This is a genomic window from Streptomyces sp. AP-93 (assembly GCF_022808175.1).
GTDB lineage: Bacteria > Actinomycetota > Actinomycetes > Streptomycetales > Streptomycetaceae > Streptomyces.
Genome location: NZ_JALGBX010000018.1, coordinates 143,868 through 162,350, shown reverse-complemented (window position 1 = coordinate 162,350; position 18,483 = coordinate 143,868). Strand labels below are relative to the sequence as shown.

Here is an 18,483-nt window from a genome sequence, read left to right as displayed (position 1 = left end):
TGGACGGGCGGGCATGGCCGGACCCGTGGAGATGGGGGGAGAGTGCGACGGAGAAGAGGTGGGGTGAGGAAGAGGTGGGTGCCGACCGGGCCGGGTGGCGCTGCTGGGGCGCCACCCGGCCCGGTCGCCTCACCGGGGCATGAACCATGAACCTCAGGAGGTCGTGCGGAGGAACATCAGGAGTCCTCGCCCGTCATCAAGTGGCGTTCGCGCCGTTCTTGGCCCGCCCGAAGACCGTCACCGCGCCGTAGTACGTGTTGGCGAGGGAGCGGCAGGTGCTCTTCCAGAAGTAGGCGGGGCAGGTCTTGCTGTAGAGCGTGTCGTAGAACACGGCGTCCACGGCGAAGCCCTTGTTGCGCGACAGGTAGTACTTGTAGCCCTTGTACGAGTTGCCGATCAGGCCGTAGCCGTAGTCGTGCATGTCGCAGGACGGGATGAAGTTGTAGCCGAGCGGCTTGTCGGGCGCGGTGGTGCAGTGGTCGTGGTTGATGCCCCGGACCCAGTAGCCGGTCGGGGTCTTCTTCCACTGGGGCGAACGCCACCCGTAGTGGGCCACCTTGGCGGTGCAGCCGGTCTTCCAGTAGTACATCCAGTGCCGCGCCCAGCTGCACTTCGACGGGTACGACGTCGGGTCGGTGATCTCGCCGCCGGGGAAGTCCGAGGCGGGCGGCGGGGTGGTGACGCCGGTGCTGCCGTCCGGGGCGTCACCCTCGACGGGCAGGCCCGGGGCCGGGACGGCCTCGCCGTCGAGGGTGGCGGTCGGGGCCGCGGAGTTGGCCGCGAAGCTCAGGTCCCAACTGCCGCTGCTGGGCGAGCTGATGTCGGAGAGGCGCCGGGTCGCGTCGTAGGCGTAGGTGGCCTGCGGCTCGGCGGCTTCGCTCGGGTTGGTCACGGTGCGCAGCAGGCCTGAGGAGTCGTAGGCGTACCGGGCGAGGGTCTGCGTGGTGGCGCCCTCGGTGACGGTGATCTGCTTGACGCGGCCCGTGTAGTCACCGAACGAGGTGCCGGCCGCGGTGGTCGAGGCCGCGTAGGTGACCGCGGTGGACGTCGCGAGCCGCTCGCCCGCGGCGGGGTTCGAGATCTTGAACACGCGGCCCTGGGCGTCGTACTGCACCGTGGTGGCGTAGACGTTGTTGCCGACGCTGGTGACCCGCCACCTGTCGGTACCGGTCGCGGACTGCTGCCACTTGTAGGTGGGCTTGAGGTCCGTGGCCGGGATCGGGTTGCCGGCCGCGTCGGTGAACGCGTCGTCGCCCGAGGCGACCGCCGAGAGGTCCACGCCGAGCACCTCGACGATGGTCGTCACCAGGGTTCCAGTGGCGTCGTTCCACTTGGAGGTCGCCGTGACCTGGGACCCGTCGGTGGTCGCGTACTTCTTCACGCCACCCCCGTCCGGGTAGTCGATGCTCGACTTCAGCGCGTACGTGATCTTCTCGTCGACCCCGAGGTCGGTGACGACGACGCTGTCGCCCTTCTGCTCCAGCTTCCGGTTGAGCTGGCCGCCGACGAACTCGGCTTCCCAACTGGGGCCGAAGACACCCATCTCGGGGCGCGTGGTGGGCGCGGACTCGGGCTTGGCGAGTCCGCCGTCAGGCTGCGCGGCGACGGTGTGGCGGCGACCTATGAGGGCCGCGTCCACGTCGTTCTCGGTGACCTGGAAAGTCTTGTCCTCGGTCGAGTACTGACCGGGGCCGATCGTGGACAACGTGCCCTGGGCCAGCGGCTGGTCAGGTATCTCGGCCGCCACGGACTGCGGCTGCTGGGCGGATGCGACCGCCACGGACTGCTGCGGCAGAAGCAGCGTCAGTGACAGCGCGGCAATGGCAGGAAGCGCGATTTTACGCACGAGTCCCCCGTCGAGGTCGTTCTTGGCTGGTGATCGCTGCGGACAGTAGACGCCTGAAGATCACCTCCACAAGGCACTCCTGACGCGGACACAGCAGCCCCGCGCTTGCTCCCGTGAAGATTCCGCTACCGCCGCCGAATGCCCGAACACAACTGAGTACCGGTACTCATGTGGCGCTCGGTCCGCCGCTCCAGACTGTGCGCATGACGGAAACCCCGGCCCTGATCACGGTCACCGCGCGGCCCGCGAGCCCCCTGCGCCAAGAGGTCGGGAGGCTCCGCTCAGCGAAGCCGAAAGGACCCTTTCCAGGGCGCGCCCAGCACCCCGAAGGGACGTTCCCGATAGCGAATAAAAAGATCCACACCTCGACCGCGAGCGACTCCAGCCGCCTACCCGACACTTACACCGGAAGGGATCCCATCGACTCCCAATCCCCATAAACCGGACATAATCAGCCCCAATACTCCCTCTCCGAGAGGCTTCGAATGGTGCGCACCTCTCACTCCCACCACCCGAACCGATCACCCCTCTTGTTGCGTCAGCAATTCCGGAGCCGTTCGGGGCAGTCGGCGAAAGCCATGGGGCTCGGCGGTGCGCAACTTCCTCGGGCTTCGTCGAGGTGGGTGGGAGCGATCACGCGAAGCAGGGCGGGGCCGTCGTCGACGATCAGCCAGGCCGCGTTGAGGCCGAGTTGGCGGGCGGTGGCGAGCCCTGCGATCGAGTACACCGCCCCGCCGTCCCCGGAGACGGCGAGCACCGGGCGGTCCGGGGCGGCGACCGCTGCCCCGAGCGCCTCGTGGAAGCCGCAGCCGAGGCCGCCGGCGCCCCGGGCGGGATGGAGTTGTGCAGGGCAGCCAGGGCGAGGCGGGCGTCGGAGCAACGTCTGCGCGGAGGCGGCCGACAGCGGCGGGCCACCTCACAGATTCACCCAGAAGCGGCCGTGGGGAGTCCTTGGGGAGAACAGATGCGGGTGATCTCCTCGCTCAGTCCCTACCAAATCCCTGACCAGGCGCCTCGCATCCCGCGGGACGATCTCCAAGGCAAGGCATGGCAGACCGGGCAGCGCCTGCTCACGTCTCCAGTCCGCTGTCGGCGTCAGGTGGGGCCACGTCCGCGGGAGCTCCGTCGGCGGTGTCCCGCTCCAGGACGTCTCTCGGGGTCCACTCGTGCTCCAGGATCGAGTAGGTGATCGAGTCTCGCCAGGCTCCGTGAACGAAGACGTGATCGCGGATCCGCCCGTCCTCGGTCATGCCCGCTCGCAGGAGGGTGCGCGCGGATGCCTCGTTGAGTGGCGAACGCGCAGCCCAAATGCGGTGCAGGCCCAGGCCCTTGAAGCCGAGCGTGCACAGCAGGTGCACCGTCTCCGTGCCGAGGCCCTTGCCCCACTGCGCCGGGTTCAATGCAAAGCCGATCGTGGCCGCCTGCTGCGGTTCGGTAGCCAGACGCGCGTAGCCGATCAGTCGGCGTTCGCCGAGCGGGGTGATGGCAAGGCAGTACTCAATTCGCGGAGTGTCCTTCGCGGAGGCGATGGACCGGTCCGTGATCGCCTGGACCTGGTCGCGGGTACGGGGCTCGAAGCTGAGGTGCCGGGTCGCCTCGGGGTCACCGTAGATGGCCAGGATGGCAGCGGTGTCCTCGGGCTCGACTTCGCGTAACGCCAGGCGGAGGCCCGCCAGGTTGACTGGGGTCATGCCTTCGGAGCCTACCTGCGGGCCACCGGAGGAGGACCGATGTCGGGGTGGCCATAACTCAGCGAGGTGAGCGGTGGGCATGCCTTCGCGACAGGTACCGTCGAGGATCTCCTGCTTCCTGCGCTCCAGGCGCTCGGTACGCCGTACAAGGCTCCTGTGGATCGCCTCGGGGCTGGAGGCCAGGCGTCGCTGCAGAACGGTGAGCGCGAAACCGACGGTGTTCTTGCGTGTGCCACCGATGCGGCCGGCACGGTTCATCCCCTCGCGGACGTAGTGGGTGACGTCCTCGTAGAGGTCGCACTCAAGTGCCGTGAGTTCGTAGGGGACGGTCTCCGCCGAAACCGCCGACAGCGCCCCGGAGGCATTCGACATCACGGACGCCGAGCTGGCGCGGGAGATCGTGGCGGCCGAGCGCGAGCGGCTGCTCGCGGGCGGCTGCTCGCGGGCGGCTGACGGACCCGGGCTCCCGCGGTGCGTCCTGGTGTGCGACACGAGGCGGGCGGGCGGCCCGGAGGAACTCTTCGCGCGTACGCCACACACGTAGGCTGCCCGTACTGGCCCATTCGTCACGAAAGGGAGTGAACGTGTCCTCTCGCCTGAATCCGTACATCAGCTTCGCCGGTGAAGCGAAGCAAGCCATGGAGTTCTACAAGGAGGTGTTCGGCGGCGATCTGGCCGTCCACACCTACGGCGAATTCGGCTCCGAGGCGCCCTCCGGATACTCGGACAAGATCATGCACGGCATGCTCGAGACCACCGGGGGATTCACGCTGATGGGCGCCGACAATCCGCCCGGAACGGAACACACACCCGGGAACAACATCGCTGTGAGCCTGAGCGGCGACGACATGGACGAGCTGCGAGGTTATTGGAGCAAGCTGTCCGATGGCGGCACGGTGTCCGTCCCCCTGGAGAAGCAGATGTGGGGCGACGTCTTCGGCATGTGTACGGACAAGTTCGGTATCACGTGGATGGTCAACGTCAGCGAACAGCAGAGCTGAATCCGGCGGCCTCAGGGTCCGGGGGCGCACGTCTCTCAGTCGGCGAAGCGCCGGCGGGTCCGGCTGAAGCCTTGACCTCTGCCTTCATGGTGTCCGTAGGGACTTCACCGCTCCCGGCTCGTGAGCAGCAGCCCCCGGGTCCAGGCGATCAGCTGTCGCACGATGGCGGTGGCATGTGCGCTGCGGCGCCGGGAGAACGGCAGTACCAGCAGTGCGGGCACGCAGGCGAGCGTCACGATGACGACGGGCACGAGCGCGAGCCCGACGATGAGCACCCGAGCGGCCCATCCGGCGCCGGCGACGGCAGAGGTCCATACGGCGGTGGCCATGGGCGGAGTCCTTCCAGGAGCGGCTGATTGACGACCCCAGCCTGGGGAGGGCCGGATAGGCTGCGACAGCCGCAAGGCTTGCCAGTACGGGTGCAAGGCACGGGGAGGCCGAGATGCCGGAGATGGCCCGCTCAGCTGCGAGTTCGTCCGCGACCGAGCGGGGCGATACGCCGGAGGTTGCGGCCCTCGGCAAGACGTTGACAGACCTGTTCAAGACCCTGGGCATCTCACAGGAGGCGTACGCGGTCCGCGTTTCCCTGGACCCCGGCACCGTCTCCCGCTTCCTGCGCGGACGCCGGCTCGCCACCAAGGACTTCATCGGCCGCCTCATCCGCGAGGCGGAGCACAAGCTCGGCAGCCCTCTCAAGGAGGAGGTCAGGGCCGAGATCCACCGGCAACGCCTGACGGCCCTGCGGGCCACCGATCCCGCCGGGTACGAACTGGAAAGCCTCCGCCAGGAGATGATGCGCTCCCAGCGCACGATCGCCCGCCTGACCCGTCAGGAGGAGGCGCTGCACGACCTGTTGGCGAAGCGCGAGTCCGAGGTCCTGTCCGTGAGGGGTGAACTCGACTCCCTCCAACGCGACTGGTCGGCGGACCTGACCGCCGCCACCCGCCGCGAGGTCGAGCTCCGCATCGCGCTCGACGACCACGCCTCCGTCCGCGACGCCCTCCTGGCCGAGATCACGAAGCTCCGCACCGATCTGGCCGACACCTCCGCCCTGCGGGCCGATGCGGAGACCCGGTGCCGGGGCTTGGAGGACCGGGTACTGGCCATGGAAGAGGAACTGGCCGGGCTCCACCGGGACGGTGGCGGGCCGATCGGGGTGCTGCTGGCGCGCCTTGACGGTTTCCGGTCCGGCGGTGACGTACGCACGCTGGGCCGCGAGCTGGCCGACGTGGCCTGGGAACGTCCGGCCGCGGAGATCGTGGTGGTGCTGCAATGGCTCGGGGACGCGGGTGAGCGTTCCAGGGGGGAGTCCTTGCTCCGGGACGTCGCGCAGTCCCGGCCCATCGGCGTGGTCACGGAGATCGGTGACGTGATGCCGCAGGGGCCGTTCCACGCCGCCTTCAGGTCCCATCTCGTCCGGTGCGCCGCCCGGTTCCGGTCCGTGCCCGAGCTGGCCGTGCTGCACCGCCACTGGCACGGCGGGACGTGGCCCGCGGCGGACGACGTCCTGGTGTGCCTCGTACAGACGGACCGACCTGCCGTCGAGGTGCTGGAGGTGATCTCGCTCCTGGCCGACGAAGACGCGTCCGTCCTGCCGAGCCTGTCGACGGCCGCAGCTGCCTACCGGCTTCCCGATCGCCTCGTCGCTGTCCTGGCGGAGCTCGCGCACCGCGGTGACGAGCGCCTCGTCCGTGCCCCGTTGGGACACCTGATGAGGAACGTCCACGCAGCGGGCCTGGGGCAGTCCTTCGGCGCCGACCTGATGACGCTCCCCCAGGACCGGCGGCGCGCACTGCTGGAACACATGGCCGCGGCACCGATGAGGACCCTGCTGGACTTCCTCGACACCCTCAACTCTTCGCCCAGGACGGCCCAAGCGGCCGCGGAGCTGCTGAACCGGATCGAGGCGACGGGCCGCGGCGCCGACGTGCGTTCGTACCAGGGGAAACGCGCCCGGGCGTACCCGCACCACGAACGGGAGGATGCGGCGGACGGCAGGTGACTCCCCATGAGTTGGCGCACGGGCCAGGAGAAGCCGCACGGTCGCGGCGGGCGAAAGAGCGAAATCACGCCGCCAGGCCGAGAATCGATCACGAGCCAATGCCGGGCGCCGCAACCTGCCGGTGAGGCCCTGCCCGCCCAGGGGTTCGGTTGGCGGTGCATCGTCGGACAGATGTGAGAGATCGCCCCTCCTCTCGTGAAGAACTGCTTAACGAATCGGTTGCGAGAGGGGCGGCCGCCGACGGAAGCAGAGGGCTGAAAGGCCAAGTCAACCCGCCCCTGTGGCAGCCTGGTTGGGGAGATACCGTGCAGTAGCGGGCGTCCGAGAGGGCGAAGATCCGGTGATAGCATCCCGGCATCTGTGATCTTGTTCCATTTCGGCGCAGATGCTGATTTGGATCGGCGGCATGCTCTCCGCATAACAGCAGGTGAACCGTGCCGATCAGCTGTGTTGCGGGGCCTCGCGAGGTGTATCTGCAGCCGTCCGCATGGCACGCGCCGGGAAAGGTTTCCATGAATCGAGACGCACTTGTGTGGTGCCTGGTTGCGGTGGCGGCGATAGCCGTTGCCGCGGTCGCGGCACTGGTCGCCCGCAACAGAGCACTGGGGGCGAAGAAAGAGCACACCGAGGCCGAGCTGAGGCACCAACTGCTCACGGCGGACAGCTACCTGCACGCGTCGCACGCCGAGCTGCAGCGGTTCCGCAGCGAGCAGGACGCCACCCTCCGCGATGCCAAGGAAGCGGCCGAGGAGAACACCAAGGCCGTCCTCAAGGGGGCCGCCAGCCTCCTGCAGAGCCTCGCGGCCGAGCAGACGACGCTTCTGGACGGCATCCAGCGCAAGTACGGCGGACACACCGTCCTGAGCGACCTGTTGGACGTGAACCACGCCAACGCCCAGATGGCGCGCAAGGCTCAGGGCATCGCCGTCATGTGCGGTGCGCCGCTCGGCCGTCGCAACCGGCCCGCCAGCGTCTACGACGTGGTGCGCAGTGCCCAGGGCCAGATCCGCAACTTCCACCGGGTCGCCATCATGCAGCAGACCAGTCTCGCCCTGAAGGCGTCCGCGGTCGCGCCCGTCGCCCTCGCCGTGGCGGAGCTGCTCGACAACGCGGCCAGCTTCTCGCAGCACGACGCGCCGATCGAGGTGACGTTCCAGCGCGTCCAGAACAACCTGTGCATCGTCATCGACGACGCCGGCGTCAGCATGAACGACGAAGAGCGGCAGCGGGCGACCGCGCTGCTCTCCGGGGAGGTCGCCCCCCGCCTGTCGCAGCTCGGGACCCAGCCGAAGTTCGGCTTCCCGGTCATCGGCCTGATCGCGCGCCAGCACGGTTTCAAGGTCGATGTCACCGGAGTCTCCCGTTACGGCGGCGTCCGGGCCGTCGTCCTCTTGCCCGAGGAGCTGTGGACCATGGAGGAGATACCGCCCGTCCAGGAGGCTCCGGTCAGCGAGATCCGGCGCGTCACCGAGAGCAGGCCCCCGCAGACCACGGCGACGCAGACCACGGCGACGCAGAGCGTGACGCCGCAGAGCACGACGTCGCGCACCATGCACGGTCTGCCCAAGCGCGGCGCACGCCAGGTGCCCATCGCGAGCGTCCCCGATCCGGACGCCACCGCGCCGGCGCCGCGGACCCCGGGGGAAACGGGCCGCGCCTCCGGGCGCAGCCTGGGCGCCTTCCAGCGCGGCACTCTCTCCGGCCGCAATCTTGACGCCACCTCGTTCGAAGGGCCCGAAGAGGCATGACCTCAGACCTCTCGTGGATGCTCGAGGACATCGTGCACAACGTGCCCCGTGCGCGGCACGCCGTCCTGCTCTCCGCTGACGGCCTTCCTCGCGGCGCGACCGAAGGCCTGGCCGAGAAGGACGTACGCACCATCTCCGCGGCCATGGCCGGGATGCAGTCGCTCAGCCGGGCGACGGCCCACTTCGCCGGGCCGGAGGAGGACCGGCAGTGGAACCAGACCATCATCGAGTTCTCGCACGGCTGGAGCTTCCTGATCGGGGCGGGGCAGGGCTCCTACCTCGCCGCCGCGGCCGCGCCCGATGTGGACATGCAGCAGATCTCCTTCCGCATGCACCGCCTCGTCGCCCGGCTGGGCAACAACCTCACCTCGCCGCCGCGGGTGAGCACCGAGGACGCCGGAGGTCCGCGCGGGAGCGCACCGCGGCAGCAGAGCGCCGGTGACGCGGGATTCGTCCTCGGCGAGCTCGACCGGGTGATGTCGGAGGTCAAGGGCGCCCGCCACGCCGTACTGCTGGGGTCGGACGGCCTTCCCCGCGGGGCGACCGCCGGGCTGAGCCGCGACCTCGCGGACACGATCTCCGCGGCCATGACGGGCATCCACGCCTACAGCCGGGTCACCTCCCAGTTCGCGGGGGCCGCCGAGGACGCGCAGTGGCGTCAGACGGTCATCGAATTCCAGCACGGCTGGATCTTCCTGATGGCGGCCGGCCCCGATGCCTTCCTCGCCGCCGCCGCCGAACACGACTGCGACATAGAGCAGTTCACGACGCGTCTGCACGAGGTGGTTCCCCGACTGACCGCGACGGCGACGGCGACGGCGACGGCGACGGCGACAACAGGGAAGGGGACGGGCCGTGCCTGATGGGTTCGAACAGGACGAAGAGCTGGAACTGACCTCTCCATTAGTCCCGCTCTTCGTGATCACCAACGGACGAGCGCTGCCCCCGGAGCACGAGTACGAGCACACGACGCTCGTGACGGCGGCGGTGGACAACGGACAGGTCGCGGCGCGCACGCTGTCGCCGGAAGCGGGGCAGGTCATGGACCTGGTCGCGAAGGGCTTCCTGTCCGTGGCCGAGGTGGCAGGGCACACGCACCTGCCCCTGGGCATCGTCCGCATCCTGCTGGCGCAGTTGGAGGATGACGGTCTCATCCTCGCGAGGACACCGATACCGCGCGCCGAACGTGTCGACAGAGAACTGGTCAGCGCCGTGCTCGAGGGCCTGAAGAATCGATTCGGAGCGTAACGCGTGTACCTGGATCCAGATGTCTCCCACGCGGTGAAGATCCTCATCGTGGGGCATTTCGGGGTCGGCAAGACCACCTGCATCGGCAGTCTCTCGGAGATCGAGCCCCTGCGGACCGAGGAGGAGATCACCGAAGCCAGCGTGGGCTTCGATGACCTGTCGGGCACGCCCGACAAGACGACCACCACCGTCGCCATGGACTTCGGCCGGCTCACCCTGAGCGACACCCTGGTGCTCTACCTCTTCGGTACGCCCGGCCAGGAGCGCTTCAAGGAGATGTGGGAGGAGCTCTCGCGGGGCGCATTGGGCGCGCTGGTGCTCGTCGACCCGGAGCGGCTGCACGAGTCGTTCCCCGTCCTGGACCTCGTCGAGCGTTTCGGCCTGACGTACGCCATCGCGGTGAACCACTTCGAGGGCACCACGCACTACCCGCTCGACGAGGTCCACGAGGCCCTGAACCTCACCGCCGAGACCCCTGTCGTGGAGTGCGACGTACGGGACCAGAACTCCTCCGCGCGGGCCCTCATCACCCTCGTGAAACACCTCATGTCCCAACTCGGCTAGGAGCGCCGGAATGCAACAGCCACGTGACCCGCAGGAGATACCCCCCGGGTGCCCCGCGCACGGGAACGTCCAGATGTTCGGCCCCCCGTTCGGGGCCGACCCCGACAGCCACTACGCAGAGCTGCGTCAGTACGGTCCCAGTGCACCCGTGGACATCGCCCCCGACGTCCAGGTCGAGCTCGTCACGAGCTACGACGCCGCTCTGTACGTCCTGCAGAACCCCGCCTCCTTCGTGCGCGACTCCCGCCGCTGGAATGCCCTGGGCGAAGGCCGCGTACCGGCCGACAGCCCGGCACTGCCCATGATGGGGTACCGCCCCAACGCGCTCTTCAGCGACGGCGCGGCACATGCCCGGCTGCGGCGCGCCGTCACCGACAGTCTCGCCACGGTCAACGAGCACCAGCTCATCAGGCAGACGCAGCAGTCCGCCAACTACCTGATCAGCCAGTTCAGTACCGACATCCGCGGCCAGGCGGAGCTGATGGCCGAGTACGCCCAGCCGCTGCCCCTGCTGGTCTTCAGCGACCTGTTCGGCTGCCCGCCCGAGATCGGCGACCGCGTGATCGCCGGCATCAGCGGCATCTTCGAGGGAACACCCGGCGCCGACGAGGTGCTCGGCGGGGCGCTCACCGAGCTGATCGCCCTCAAGCGCCGGCGCCCGACCGACGACCTGACGACGCGTCTGATGGAGCACTCGGCCCAACTGAGCGACGAGGAGGTGCTGCACCAGCTGGTCACCCTGCTCTCCGGCGGCACCGCGCCGCTGGCCGCGGCCATCGGCACCAGCAGCGCCCTGTACCTCGGCGAGGAATGGCAGGGCGGCCTGCCGGTCGAGGACGCGGTCTCCCAGACGCTCTGGAACTACGCGCCGATCGCCAACTACGCGGCGCACTACCCGACTCACGACGTGGAGCTCGGCGGCAGGCTGATCCGCGCCAACGACCCGGTGCTCGTCTCGTTCGCCGCGGCCAACACCGACCCGAAGCTGACGGAGCACCGCGAACAGCTCAGCGCCAAGGCGCACTTGGCGTTCGGAGCGGGCCCGCACGCCTGCCCCGCCAAGGACCCGGCCTTTATGATGGCCGTGACCGCCGTCGAGACGCTGCTCAACCAGCTTCACGACGTCGAGCTGCGGGTCCCCTTCAAGTCGCTCACCTGGGCGCCGAGTCCGTGGAGCCGCTCGCTGGTCACCCTCCCGATCCGTTTCACCCCGAGGACCGTTCACCATGCGGCCGTGCCTGGCGGACCGGCCGGATCGAACGCGGGCTGGGCGCCTCAGCAGCAGACGGCCGCCGCCTCCCCCGCCGACACCGGCCCCTCGCGTACGAACACCGGTGCCGCACCGCAGCCCAAGGGCGGCCTGTTCAGCCGCTTCCTGGCCTGGACCAGGGGCGAGTAGGAGCTAAGAGGAGGATGTGATTCTAGTAACATCCTGAGTACTCAGTGGTAGCGGATGCCCTAATGATCATGCGGGTATGCATGGCGGCTGGTTCTCAGAAAGGAGCCGCCATATGGGCGTTGCCACGATCCCGACGTACGACCGCCGGGCGTCCGCCTCCCTCTTCTCCCGTCTACGGACGGCCAGAGGGCAGGCCGACCCCTTCCCCATCTACGACGAACTCCTCGCGCGGGGCGAGGTGGTGCCCGCGCCCTGGGGCGGTTTCGCCATAACGGGCTTCGCCGCCTGCGACCAGATCCTGCGCAGCCGTCAATGGCTGGAGCCCGACCGGGCATGGCGGGAGCGACAGGGCGCCGGGACCCGCTGGAACGCGCCCTCCTCGCGCGAGATGGGCAACACGCTCGCCGCGCTCAACCCCCCGGACCACACCAGGGTTCGGCGGGCGGCGGGCACGTTCGACCGCGGCACCGTGGAACGCATCGGCCGCAACGTGAAGGGGACCGCGGATCTACTCCTCGACGCCTTCACGGAGCGAATACGCACCGGCGAGGCGGACTTCTCGCAGCTTGTCTGCGAGGAGCTGCCGGTGGCCACCATAGGAGACTGGCTCGGACTTCCGCAGGCCGACTGGCCGAGGCTCCGGGAATTGACACACGATCAGGTATTCACCCAGGAGCTGCTGCCGTCGGCCAGCCAACTGGCACTGTCCGACGCGGCCACGGCCGAACTCCGCACGTATTTCACGGACCTCGTGCGTGACCGGCGCTCCCGCCCCGGTGACGACCCCGTCAGCCGGTGGATCCAGGCGTGGGACGCGATCGAGCCCGACCGGGACAAGGCCGACGAAGCCGTCTACCACCTGGTGTTGTTCGTCCTGCTGGCCGCCCTGGAAACCACCGCGACCCTCCTCTCGACGATGGTGCTCCGGCTCGTCGAAAGCCCGGACCGCTGGGCCGTGGTCGCCGACAACCCGGACCTCGTGCCCGGGTTCGTGGAGGAGACCCTCCGCTACGACCCGCCCACCCACGTGATCAGCAGGGTCGCATCGCAGGACTCCGTGGTGGGCGGCTTCGAGATCCGCCGCGACGAGATGGTCCACCTCATGATCGGAGCGGCGCACAGGGACCCGTCCCGGCACCGCGACCCGGACCGGTTCGACCCCGAACGCGCCCCCGACCACCTCGCGTTCAGCGGCGGCATCCACTACTGCCTCGGCGCGCCGCTGGCCCGCGTCGAAGCCCAGACCCTTCTCCACCAACTGGTCCAGCGCCTCCCCCGCCTGACCCTCGTACGCCCCCCGTCGATGGCGCCCCGCGTGGCGTTCCGGCGACTCCTGAACCTGGACGTAGCACTCGCATGACCGACTCCACCCCCGTCCCCACCCTCATTTCCTCCCCCTCCCCCTCCCCCTCCCCCTCCCCCGTCCCCGCGCACGTCCCCGCGTACGTCCGGACCGCTCCCAAGGCGATACGCACCGACCAGGACGGCCCCGTCCTGCACGTCCGCCTCAACCCCTGGGGGCAGGACGACACGTTGGACACCACGGTCCTCGACGATCTCATCACCCTGCTCGACGAGCTCCACGAGAGACCCGACGTCCGGATCCTGACGCTGTCGTCACTGGGTTCGGACTTCTGCCTGGGCGCCGACCGCGGCGAGTACCAGGAGGCCTTGGCCGCCGATCCGTCCGGCGTGGGCCTGCGGCGCATCGCCGACAAGGCACACCGCCTGTGCCAGGCCCTGGAGAACACCCACGCGGTCACCATCGCCCGGCTGCACGGGCGGGTCATCGGCGCGGGCCTCGCCCTCGCCTCCTTCTGCGATCTGCGCGCCGGCGCCGACACCAGTCGCTTTCGCATGCCGGAGGTCGGCATAGGGCTGCCGCCCGCCTGGGGCGGGGCCATGGGACGCCTGGTCTCCGAGGCCGGCACCTCCAGGATTCGCGAACTCCTGCTCACCTGCGACGTCTTCGACGCCGACACGGCCCACCGGATCGGTCTGCTCCACAAGACCGCCCCGCTCGACCAGTTGGACAAGGTGGTCGATTCCTGGATCGGGCCCCTCGCCCGGCGCTCCCCCGAAGCGCTCGTCCTGACCAAACGGATGATGGCCGGCTACGCACGGGCAGACAGGACGGCGGACGTCTCCCTGCTCGACTCCCACCTCCTGGCAGCCACCCTCCACCAGCACACACGCGGCTGATCGGGGAGGGACGGACCCCGGTATCACCGGGGCCCGCCCCCTCCGTCGCCTTCGTCGGTGTCAGCCGCCCGTGGCCACCGTAGCCGGGCTGTCGTGAGCCGGGTGGGGCGTGATCCGTTCGAGGATCTCCGCGTAGCGGGACCGCTTGTCGGGGCGGGCGTGGACGGTGACGTGTCTGAGTGCCGGGATCGCCGACGTGCCCATGGCGACGAGTCCGTCGGCCGCAGCCCTGCGGACGACGGGGTGCGGGTGCTCCAGCAATCCCGTCAGCGCGGGGATCGCGGGGACCCAGGTCGCGTGGCAGAGGGTACGGATGGCCGCGCGCACCAGGTCCGGCTGGGGGTCGTCCAGCAGGATCGCCGTGTGGTGCAGGTGGGTCTGCCGGTCGAGCATGGCCCGCGAGGTGCGGTGGGCGTGCAGGCGGACCTTGGGCTTGGGGTGACGCAGCAACTCGCCGATCAGGTCCCGTAGGCCGGGGTCCTGGTCGGGGTCCGGGCCGGTGTGTCCCTCGGACAGTCGCGTGAGCGCGTGGCGTATCCACACCGGGTCGCCGGTCCGTGCCAGATCCAACAGTTCCTGGCGGGACCGGGGTTGTGACGCCCCCGCCGACGCGGCCGGGCCACGGTCGCGGGGTGCTGCCAGCGCGGCGGCATCCTGCCGTACGGTGCCAGGGCGGCGCAGCGGACCGTCTACGAGGAGCAGGCTGTCCGCGAGGGCGTCGCGTCCTTCGGCGCGCAGCCGGCGGCAGGTCTCCGTGAGCGCGGGGGTGCGCAGCAGGGGACGCCCGCCGAGCAGGTCGAGGAACCCCCAGGCGCCGGCGCCGAGGCGGTCGCCGAGGCACTGCGCCAGTACGTCGGCGGGGACCCGGCGCAACGCCTGCCCGGCTGCGGAGCTGCCGGCCGGCGGGTCGTGCTCCCACCATTCCAGCAGCAGCGGGACCAGCGGTTCCAGGTCCCACGGGTCGAGTCGGCTCGCCGTGAGGGCGACCCTGTCGTGCAGGATGCCGTCCGCGCGGAGTTCCCTCTCGTCGACGGCGCTCAGTGCGCGGGCCAGGTCGACGCCGACGGGTACGTCGACGCGGCCTCGCAGGAATGCCCGGAGCACGGGAAGCCTGCACTCCAGCTCGGGCCATTCCAGGAGTGCGTGGGCCGCGGTGTGCCGGCGGTCCTGAGCAGGTGCGCGCAGCATGGCCAGCAGGCGGTCCCGCAGTGCGGTCGACCGGGGCTGGTCGAGGTCGTCGATGTGCACGGTCCTCGGTCGCGCCGCCGGCGCGCGGGCGGTTTCGGTGAGCGTCCAGGGTGGTGCGTCGAGGGGCTGGACGTCCGTCATCCAGTCGATGAGGGCGGCGCGGACCTCGGCGCCGGCCCTGGTGTAGACATCGATCAGCGCGGTCAGGCGGTCCCGGGAGGCCGGGACGGTGCCTCCGTCCTCCCGGCGAAGGCGGTCGCGTCGGCGGAATCCCTCCAGGGTGCCCGGTGTGCGCACCGCGGCATCCAGCGCGGCCCGCCACGCCTCGGCTTCGGCGTCGGACTCGGACTCGGACTCGGGGGTAGCCGACGCAGTGGACGACCCGATGGATGACCCGATGGCCTCAGGCGACCGCGGGGCGGCGAAGGCGGCCCGCAGGGCGGCCGTCTCGGCCTGCCGGGGGCTGGTGCCCAGCCGGGCCGAGGCCAGTGCCTGGTCGAGGTCGGCGCGGACCAGTACCGTGCCGAGGCCGCGGAGCAGTGTCAGGGTGGACGGGCTGTCCGCCGGGGCGCCGGGCAGTGCGCGTACCGCCTCGGCGACGGCCTGCTTCGTGACCGCGGGCAGGGTCGGCGCGACCGCTTCGAGTACCGCCATGAGCGCGTGCCGGTCTTCCGCGCAGGCTCCGGCGAGCCCGTCGAGGAGGACCCCGGTGGACCGGGCGAAGGCCGCCACTTCCCCGGGTGTCCACGGTGCGGGGCAGATCCGGAGCGTGAGCCGCAGGACGCGGGCCCGCCCGGCGGGTTCTTCGGCGGCGGCCAGCCGCAGCCAGTCCGGCAGCAGGGGCCGAAGCACCCACAGCCGGGTGGGACGCGGCAGTTCGTGCCGGGCGGCGAGACGCAGGGCGACGGATGGGTGCCAGCCCTGCGCCTCCAGCGAGCCGACGTCGAGGTCCGCTCCGGCGGGCACGGTGATCCCGTGCCGGGCCATGGCCGTCGACAGGTCCTCGACCGTCCCGGAAGCGAGTCCGACGCGACCGGTCGCCACCAGGGCGAGCAGGGTCGGCGCGACCCGTGATGCCTGGTCGTCCAGGGCGAGGACCGAGCGCGCGGCCAGCGTGCGGTCGAGGCCGCCCAGCAGGAGTTCGCGGGCGCGGCCGTCATCGGTGTGTTCGGCGGCGGCGAGGACGGTCGCCGGGTACGCGTCGCCGAGGATGGCGCGCAGCGCCTCGATGAGCGTGCCGCGCAGACCCGGATTGTCGTGACGCCCGAGCCGGAAGAGCAGTGCCGGTACCGCCGTGGGCGTGCCCGCGCCGACCAGGACCGCGGCGGCGGTCTTCTTGATGTTCATGTTCGGATGGGCGAGACATGCGGCGATCGCGGTGGAGGCCCAGCGGGCCCGCGCGTGGCCGAGGGCGAGCAACGCCTGCCGGACGGTCTGGACGTCCTGGGCGGCGGTCAGTGCGATCAGCGTCGCCGACAGCGCCTGCGCATCGTCCCCCGTGGCGTCCCGGGCGAGCAGCGCGATCACGTGCTTGCGCACGTGCCGGTCGCGGTGGCGCAGCAGGCGGTGCGCCCGCGCACGGGTGCCCGCGTAGGGGGCCCGGAGCAGGAGTTCGAGCAGGATCGTCTGCTCGCCGCTCGACAGTCCGGGCCGGTCCAGCAGGTCCAGCGCCGTGGTCGCGACGAGCGCGTGCCCCGCCTCCTGCCGGGTCTGCGCGTCGAGCAGGCAGGAGGGCCTGATCCGTCCCCGTTCGTGGAGCCGGCGGCCCAGACCGTGTACGGCGTCCAGGATCTCCTGGGGTACCACGGGCTCCCCGGCCGGCTGTCCGGCGTCGGGCCGCGGGGCGGGTCCACCCGGCTCCCGGGACGCCGCCAGCTCGGCCACGATGCGCAGGAGGAGGTCCGCGATGACCGGCAGGGTACCGGCGCTGCCGTGGGCGGCCAGTCGGCACAGGGCCGCCACGGGCTGGTCCGGGTCCAGATGGGAGCTCAGGAGGGCCAGTTCCCGCTCGTCCGGCCCACCGACGTCCGCCGCGATGCGCGCCGGCAGATCGGCGGGATCGAGCCGGACGAGGAGGGCACTGCGCTGTGACGGATCGTCGGTCAGGTGCCAGAGCACCTCAAGGGCCCGGTTCCGCACGGCGCGGAGGTGCGACGCGATCTCTCCCCCGCTCTCCTGAGCCTCCTGCGCTTCCTGCGCCTCCAGCCCGGCGAGACCGAGCCCTTCCCTCAACGTGGTCGTCGTCCGGTGCCCGCCGATGGCCTCCAGAGCGTCCAGGGCCGCTGCGGGCGCCGAGGGCAGGAGGGCGATCACCGCGTCCTCGGCATCCGCGTGGCGCACCGCGCGGATCGCGTCGAGGAACGGCCCCGGCACGGGAGCCGAGGGAAGGACCCGGGTGATCGCGTCCCCGATCGGAAGTTCCCCCGCCCCCTGTCCGGCCAGGGCGACCAGCAGCGTGAGCCGACGCGGCCAGCTCGGATCGTCGGCGGGTGCGTCCACCAGTACGCGGAGCATCTCCTGCCGGCAGGTGAACAGGATCGTCGCGACCTCGTGGGGCGCAATCGTGTGATCGGCCAGCGCCAGGCCGATGAGGGACGGGACGTGCGCCCCGTCCGGGAAGTGTCCGCGCCGGTGGAGCCCGCGCAGGCAGGTCACCGCCGGACCGCCGAACAGCAGCGGGTCGCGTGCGGCGATGGCCGTCAATGCGCCGATGTCCCCGCGGTCGGCCAGGTCACCGAGCCGTTCCATCGCGCGCCGGCGAAGACCCGGTGGCAGATCCGGGTCGCCGATGACCTGCCGCAGCAGGGCGTGGTGTCCGTGGTGGGCCGGGGCCGCGAGTGCGGCTTCGGCGGCCTGTGGCCGTGCGATCACCGAATCGGCGGCGAGGAAGGGCGACAGCCGCCCCGCGGGTAGTGGCTCCAACGCCGCCCAGGGCTCGGCGAGTTCCCCCAGTGCGGCGGCGACGACGGCCGCGCTGCCGGCGCCGAGCAGGCCGATCACGTGTGCGCGTACCAGTGCGGGAGCCAGCAGGCCGGCGTGCAGCCCCTGCCGGGCCAGCCGCAGCGCATCGGCCTGGAGCACCGGGTCGCCGCTGTCCACCAGCTCCTTCACGAGGTGTTCGGGCCGGTGCGCGGGGGTGACGGTCGTCTCCCGCACGGCCTGGTAGAGCAGTTCGCCCGGAGGCTCCTTCCGGAGCAGCGCCGGATCGTTCAGGAGCTCGGCGCGCAGCCAGGCGATCCGTACGCGTACCGGCAGCCCGGCCGTACGCCAGGACGGCCGGCGGGGCCCCGGGAGGTACGGCCCCAGTCGTTCGTGGAGCCGCGCCAGGACGAGCGCCTCCTCCGGCGCCGCCGGCACCGACACCGGCAGCAGCTCCGCGAGTTCGGCCGTCTCGTGCTCGTCGCCCGTCCGGCCCGAGGTGACGCGCTCGGCCAGGAGGACCAGCCCCAGGTACCGCACGCGGGAATCCTCGTGCCGGATGAGGAGTCCGAAGACGGCCGGCGGGCACAGCTGTGCGTCGAGCAGCGCTGCCAGCCGGCCGACGTCGGCTCGGCGTACCGCGTCGTGGAAGGACTTGTCTGCCGGCATCGTCAT

At 70.7% G+C, this 18,483-nt stretch carries 13 protein-coding genes and 1 pseudogene; 9 read left to right on the top strand and 5 right to left on the bottom strand.

Annotated elements, in window-relative coordinates; genetic code table 11:
- Nucleotides 1–196 precede the first annotated feature (196 nt).
- The 3 genes and pseudogenes from MTF69_RS27525 to MTF69_RS43485 all read right to left on the bottom strand — a co-directional run bounded on the left by MTF69_RS27525 (nt 197) and on the right by MTF69_RS43485 (nt 4,107).
- Complete coding sequence (locus MTF69_RS27525; RefSeq protein WP_243338846.1) at nt 197–1,846, bottom strand: phospholipase A2; 1,650 nt, start codon at nt 1,844–1,846, stop codon at nt 197–199.
- Between the two features lie 652 nt (nt 1,847–2,498).
- Nucleotides 2,499–2,684: pseudogene (locus MTF69_RS27520) on the bottom strand (thiamine pyrophosphate-dependent enzyme); the annotation flags it as partial.
- 232 nt (nt 2,685–2,916) lie between these two features.
- Nucleotides 2,917–4,107, bottom strand: a complete 1,191-nt coding sequence (locus MTF69_RS43485) for a GNAT family protein (RefSeq protein WP_308401460.1) — start codon at nt 4,105–4,107, stop codon at nt 2,917–2,919.
- Nucleotides 4,108–4,121: 14 nt separating this feature from the next.
- On the opposite strand from MTF69_RS43485, the gene MTF69_RS27510 reads away from it, so the two are divergent.
- Entirely contained in the window at nt 4,122–4,538 is a 417-nt protein-coding gene (locus MTF69_RS27510) for a VOC family protein (protein WP_243338845.1), read from the top strand.
- Between the two features lie 104 nt (nt 4,539–4,642).
- Here the strand turns inward: MTF69_RS27510 and MTF69_RS27505 are convergent, their stop codons facing one another.
- Nucleotides 4,643–4,867 carry a hypothetical protein gene (locus tag MTF69_RS27505; RefSeq protein WP_243338844.1) on the bottom strand — a complete coding sequence of 75 codons (225 nt, stop codon included), beginning with the start codon at nt 4,865–4,867 and terminating at the stop codon, nt 4,643–4,645.
- A 113-nt stretch (nt 4,868–4,980) separates the two neighbouring features.
- Between MTF69_RS27505 and MTF69_RS27500 the strand changes: the two genes are divergently transcribed.
- The 8 genes from MTF69_RS27500 to MTF69_RS27465 all read left to right on the top strand — a co-directional run bounded on the left by MTF69_RS27500 (nt 4,981) and on the right by MTF69_RS27465 (nt 13,701).
- A complete protein-coding gene (locus MTF69_RS27500) occupies nt 4,981–6,540 on the top strand; it encodes a helix-turn-helix transcriptional regulator (RefSeq protein WP_243338843.1) in 1,560 nt (519 codons plus the stop codon).
- Between the two features lie 512 nt (nt 6,541–7,052).
- Nucleotides 7,053–8,288: an ATP-binding protein gene (locus MTF69_RS27495; RefSeq protein ID WP_243338842.1), complete on the top strand. Its 1,236-nt coding sequence runs from the start codon at nt 7,053–7,055 to the stop codon at nt 8,286–8,288.
- Nucleotides 8,285–9,151 carry a roadblock/LC7 domain-containing protein gene (locus tag MTF69_RS27490; protein WP_243338841.1) on the top strand — a complete coding sequence of 289 codons (867 nt, stop codon included), beginning with the start codon at nt 8,285–8,287 and terminating at the stop codon, nt 9,149–9,151. The genes MTF69_RS27495 and MTF69_RS27490 overlap by 4 nt, the downstream gene beginning before the upstream one ends.
- Nucleotides 9,144–9,536, top strand: coding sequence for a DUF742 domain-containing protein (locus MTF69_RS27485; RefSeq protein WP_243338840.1), 393 nt, complete (start codon nt 9,144–9,146; stop codon nt 9,534–9,536). Before MTF69_RS27490 ends, MTF69_RS27485 begins: the two co-directional genes overlap by 8 nt.
- 3 nt (nt 9,537–9,539) lie before the next feature.
- Nucleotides 9,540–10,100, top strand: coding sequence for an ATP/GTP-binding protein (locus MTF69_RS27480; protein WP_243338839.1), 561 nt, complete (start codon nt 9,540–9,542; stop codon nt 10,098–10,100).
- Between the two features lie 10 nt (nt 10,101–10,110).
- Nucleotides 10,111–11,499: a cytochrome P450 gene (locus tag MTF69_RS27475; RefSeq protein WP_243338838.1), complete on the top strand. Its 1,389-nt coding sequence runs from the start codon at nt 10,111–10,113 to the stop codon at nt 11,497–11,499.
- Between the two features lie 112 nt (nt 11,500–11,611).
- Nucleotides 11,612–12,859 (top strand): cytochrome P450, encoded by a 1,248-nt coding sequence (locus MTF69_RS27470; protein WP_243338837.1) that lies wholly within the window; start codon nt 11,612–11,614, stop codon nt 12,857–12,859.
- Nucleotides 12,856–13,701 carry an enoyl-CoA hydratase/isomerase family protein gene (locus MTF69_RS27465; protein ID WP_279346321.1) on the top strand — a complete coding sequence of 282 codons (846 nt, stop codon included), beginning with the start codon at nt 12,856–12,858 and terminating at the stop codon, nt 13,699–13,701. The genes MTF69_RS27470 and MTF69_RS27465 overlap by 4 nt, the downstream gene beginning before the upstream one ends.
- 60 nt (nt 13,702–13,761) lie before the next feature.
- Here MTF69_RS27465 and MTF69_RS27460 read toward each other — a convergent pair whose 3' ends face one another.
- Nucleotides 13,762–18,483: a HEAT repeat domain-containing protein gene (locus tag MTF69_RS27460; protein ID WP_243338836.1), complete on the bottom strand. Its 4,722-nt coding sequence runs from the start codon at nt 18,481–18,483 to the stop codon at nt 13,762–13,764.